The 4,353-nt window shown below is 53.7% G+C and carries 4 protein-coding genes, 1 pseudogene and 1 other annotated feature; of the genes and pseudogenes, 1 reads left to right on the top strand and 4 read right to left on the bottom strand.

Going from position 1 to position 4,353, the window contains the following annotated elements; translation table 11 throughout:
• Window positions 1-399 (top strand): glycosyl hydrolase family 18 protein (locus VU18_RS00070; RefSeq protein ID WP_047757466.1); only part of this gene is annotated, 399 nt, incomplete at its 5' end.
• A 221-nt stretch (window positions 400-620) separates the two neighbouring features.
• Here VU18_RS00070 and serS read toward each other — a convergent pair.
• From serS to VU18_RS18545, 4 genes and pseudogenes are all read right to left on the bottom strand, one after another.
• Window positions 621-1,895 carry a serine--tRNA ligase gene (serS, locus tag VU18_RS00065; protein WP_011229529.1) on the bottom strand — a complete coding sequence of 425 codons (1,275 nt, stop codon included), beginning with the start codon at window positions 1,893-1,895 and terminating at the stop codon, window positions 621-623.
• A 54-nt stretch (window positions 1,896-1,949) separates the two neighbouring features.
• Window positions 1,950-2,170, bottom strand: a binding site (T-box leader).
• Window positions 2,171-2,179: 9 nt separating this feature from the next.
• Complete coding sequence (gene pdxT, locus VU18_RS00060; protein WP_011229528.1) at window positions 2,180-2,770, bottom strand: pyridoxal 5'-phosphate synthase glutaminase subunit PdxT; 591 nt, start codon at window positions 2,768-2,770, stop codon at window positions 2,180-2,182.
• A gap of 24 nt (window positions 2,771-2,794) precedes the next feature.
• Window positions 2,795-3,679, bottom strand: coding sequence for a pyridoxal 5'-phosphate synthase lyase subunit PdxS (gene pdxS / locus VU18_RS00055; protein WP_011229527.1), 885 nt, complete (start codon window positions 3,677-3,679; stop codon window positions 2,795-2,797).
• Between the two features lie 130 nt (window positions 3,680-3,809).
• Window positions 3,810-4,353, bottom strand: a pseudogene (locus VU18_RS18545) (D-alanyl-D-alanine carboxypeptidase); the annotation flags it as partial.

The following is a 4,353-nucleotide window of genomic DNA, read 5'->3' as shown; positions in this document are numbered from 1 at the left end:
ATCGGTCCGGTCCGCCGCGTTCTCGAGTACGCCATCTCTGAAATGCCAGCCGGAAAAATTTTGATGGGGCAAAACTTGTATGGCTACGACTGGACGCTGCCATATGTACCCGGCGGCCCGTACGCCCAGGCCATCAGCCCGCAGCAAGCCATCGCCCTCGCCGCAAAGTATAACGTTGCCATCGAATACGATACGGAGGCGCAGGCACCGCATTTTCGCTATCGCGACGAAAACGGACGCGAGCATGAAGTATGGTTTGAGGACGCCCGCTCCATTCAAGCAAAATTTAATCTCGTGAAGGAACTTGGTTTGCGCGGGGTCAGCTATTGGAAACTTGGCATTGATTTTCCACAAAACTGGCTGCTGATCGCTGATCAATTTACTGTTGTAAAAAAATAAAGGCATAAAAAACCCGCCGGTCAACGGCGGGTTTTTTTATGATGGGAAACGGCTTTCGGCGGTCAGCCGTTTCAGATGACAATCTCCTCTTATGCGCGTCAGTCCTCTTCATCATCGTCTTGGCCAAGAACAAGACTTCTTGTTCCTCATTGCCAACGTCATTCACTATAACACGGCAGTCGGGAAAAGTCAACCAACGATTTGCCTCAAGCACCTTTTTTTCAGCGAATGACGTCCCGATTCCCCATGTAAGGACGAAGCGCTTCCGGAACGATGACCGAGCCGTCTTCTTGCTGGTAGTTTTCCAAAATGGCGGCGACCGTCCGCCCAATGGCTAGCCCCGAACCGTTTAATGTATGCACGTACTCCGGTTTCGCTTTTGGATCCCGACGGAAGCGGATGTTGGCACGGCGCGCTTGAAACGCCTCAAAGTTGCTGCACGACGAAATTTCCCGGTACGTTCCGTAACTTGGCAGCCAAACTTCAATATCGTACGTTTTCGCCGCCGAGAATCCAAGGTCTCCGGTGCACAAGGCGACAACGCGGTACGGAAGCCCGAGCCGTTGCAAAATCGTCTCTGCCTGGCGCGTCAGCTTTTCCAATTCATCGTACGAGTCCTCCGGCTTTACGAACTTTACCAGCTCGACTTTATTGAACTGATGCTGACGGATCAGCCCTCTCGTGTCGCGGCCGGCCGACCCGGCTTCCGCGCGGAAGCAGGCGCTGTAGGCCGCATAGTAAATCGGCAAATCATCTGCGGCCAAAATTTCGTCGCGGTGCAGGTTCGTCACCGGCACCTCAGCGGTCGGAATGAGGAAATAATCTTCGCTGTCCAAATGGAACGCATCCTCGGCAAATTTCGGCAACTGTCCGGTTCCGATCATGCTCGCCCGGTTCACTAAATATGGCGGCAACACTTCTTCGTAACCGAATTCATCGAGATGGATGTCAAGCATAAAGTTGATGAGCGCCCGCTCAAGCCGCGCTCCTAACCCTTTATAAAAGACAAATCGGCTTCCCGCCACTTTGGCGGCTCGCTCAAAGTCGAGCAAACCGAGCCGATCGGCGATTTCCCAATGCGGCTTCGGCTCAAAGGAAAACGAACGCGGCTCTCCCCATCTCCGCACTTCCACATTGTCCTCTTCTGATTGGCCGATCGGCACTGATTCGTGCGGCACGTTTGGAATTGACAACAACAAGTCGTCGAGTTCCGCCTCAAGCTGGCGAATTTGTTCATCCATCCGTTTAATGCGGTCACCGACTTCGCGCATTTGGGCAATCAGCGGCTCGGCGTCCTTTTTCTCGCGCTTTAGGACAGCGATTTGCTGCGACACATCGTTGCGCTTGCTTTTCAGCTCTTCGACTTCCGCGATCAAGCGGCGGCGGTCTTTGTCCAATTGTTCAAAGCGGTCGATGTTCGTCAAATCCCCGCCGCGCTGCATTAGTTTTTCTTTCACTTCTTCAAACTGGGTGCGCAATATTTTCACATCCAGCATGGCTTTTACCTCCTTTTCCATTCAATATTATACATAAAAAAGCCCCCGTCCCAAAAAAGGGACGGGAGCCATCCCGCGGTGCCACCCTTATTGAAGGCTTGCTATGCCTTCCCCTTTTGCCGTTAACGGCGGCGGCCGAAAACGCCTACTGGCCCTTTGGGCGTTCAACGTTTTGCTCGAGGATGGATTCACAGGAGCTCCCTGCCGGTTCGCACCGCCCACCGGCTCTCTGATAAGGAAGGCATCCCGCTACTCGTTCCTCTCATCGCTTTCGCTTGATCACTTTACTTGAGGCTTGACGCCATTTTCGCTTCTTTGACCATGTTGAGGAAGTATTGCATCAATCGATGATCGTCGGTCAGCTCTGGGTGGAACGAGCAGCCAAGAAACTGTCCTTGTCGAGCGGCGACAATGCGGTCATTGTATGTCGCCAAGACATCGACCCCGTCCCCGGCCTCCACGATATGCGGAGCGCGGATGAAGACGCCGACAAAGCCATCGCCGACGCCTTTAATCGACAGCTCCGCCTCAAAGCTTTCCCGCTGCCGACCGAACGAGTTCCGCTCGACTGTAATGTCCATTAATCCTAAATGTGGCTCGTCATAGCCGACAATTCGCTTCGCCAGCAAAATGAGTCCGGCGCACGTGCCGAACATCGGCTTGCCGGCAGCGGCAAATTGCTTGAGCGGCTCCATCAGCCCATAGCGGTCGATGAGCCGCCGCATCGTCGTGCTTTCGCCGCCCGGCAGCACAAGACCGTCCAACCCTTCAAGCTGCTCCGGCTTTTTCACGATGACCGCCTCGGCGCCGCACGCCTCAATGGCGCGAACATGCTCCCGCACAGCTCCTTGCAGTCCAAGTACACCTATTTTCATCGTTGCTTTGCTCCTTTATTTAGCTTACCAGCCGCGTTCTTGCATCCGGTGCTCCGGCAACAATGTCGCGATATCGATGCCGCGCATCGCGCCGCCCAATCCTTTCGACAAGTGTGCGATCAATTCATAGTCTTCGTAATGAGTCGTCGCCTCTACGATCGCGCGCGCGTATTTTTCCGGATTTTCCGATTTGAAAATGCCAGACCCAACAAAGACACCGTCCGCACCCAAGTGCATCATCAAGGCAGCGTCAGCCGGTGTCGCGACACCGCCGGCGGCAAAGTTGACGACCGGCAGGCGGCCAAGCCGCTTGATCTCGCGCAGCACCTCAACCGGAGCCCCGAGCTGTTTCGCCTCAGCGACAAGCTCATCTTCGCTCATGTTGACGACTTTGCGAATTTGCGCGTTCACTTTGCGCATATGGCGCACGGCCTCAACGATGTTGCCTGTCCCCGGCTCTCCTTTCGTCCGCAACATCGATGCCCCTTCTGCAATGCGGCGCGCCGCTTCCCCTAAATCGCGGCAACCGCACACAAATGGAACGGTAAACTGCCGTTTGTCAATATGGAACTCCTCATCAGCCGGCGTTAATACTTCGCTTTCGTCAATGTAGTCGACACCAAGCGCCTCTAAGACACGCGCCTCAACATAGTGACCGATCCGCACTTTCGCCATGACTGGGATCGAAACGGCGTTCATCACTTCTTCGATCACCGTCGGGTCGGCCATGCGCGCGACACCGCCAGCGGCGCGAATGTCCGCCGGGACGCGCTCGAGCGCCATAACCGCGACAGCCCCTGCCGCTTCAGCGATTTTCGCCTGTTCTGCGTTCACGACGTCCATGATGACGCCGCCTTTTTGCATTTCCGCCATGCCGCGTTTGACGCGGTCCGTACCTGTCAATGCCAACGTTGATTCCCCCTATTCCTAATCCTTATGCTTTGCGAGGCATGCAAAAGGACGATTCCACTGTTTTATTTTACCTCAATTTTTACAAAAATCACAATGGAAAAAAGCTCCCCATCAAGGGGAGTCGATTTTACAGCCAGCCTTTCACTGTTTTGGCGACGCTTGTCCATAAATCAACAAACAGTCCGCCGACCGCGCGCATCGAAAGAACGAACCAGTTGGCTTTCTCCACCTCGGTTGTCGTAACGAGCGGCACCCGGATGTTTTTTTGCATGTCCGGGCTTAAGAAGGCAAGGGAGTCGTCCCCTTTATATTCGAGCGTCATATATCCAACCGTTTCCCCTTTTTTCAAAGGGGCGACTAGCTTTCCTTCTTTTGTCATTTTTTTCTTGTCCAACACATATACAGGTTTGTATTGTTTTTCCTCGCCGTTTTTCACAAGCAGATCCAGATTCTTTCCTGTCGCGACACGAACCTCTTTTTCTTTCCCTTTCACGACCGGAAGTGTTTCTTTTCCTTTCAGCTGGTACCCTTTTGGATAAAGCGTCTCGAGGGAGTATTGGTTGAATCCGTAGTTAAATAGTTTTTCTGTCTCTTTAAAGCGCGCCTCTTTTGTTGTTTTCCCACTCGCATCTTTCGCGTTCATGACAACCGAAATCAAGCGGACGCCGTTT

Source organism: Geobacillus sp. ZGt-1 (genome assembly GCF_001026865.1).
Lineage (GTDB): Bacteria > Bacillota > Bacilli > Bacillales > Anoxybacillaceae > Geobacillus > Geobacillus thermoleovorans.
The sequence above is the reverse complement of the archived record's forward strand: the minus strand, read 5'-3'. Positions and strand labels throughout refer to the sequence as shown.

Bases quoted from the DNA above. Each gene is read 5' to 3' on its own strand.
- serS (WP_011229529.1), bottom strand. From the start codon at position 1,895: ATGCTGGATGTGAAAATATTGCGCACCCAGTTTGAAGAAGTGAAAGAA.
- pdxT (WP_011229528.1), bottom strand. From the start codon at position 2,770: ATGAAAATAGGTGTACTTGGACTGCAAGGAGCTGTGCGGGAGCATGTT.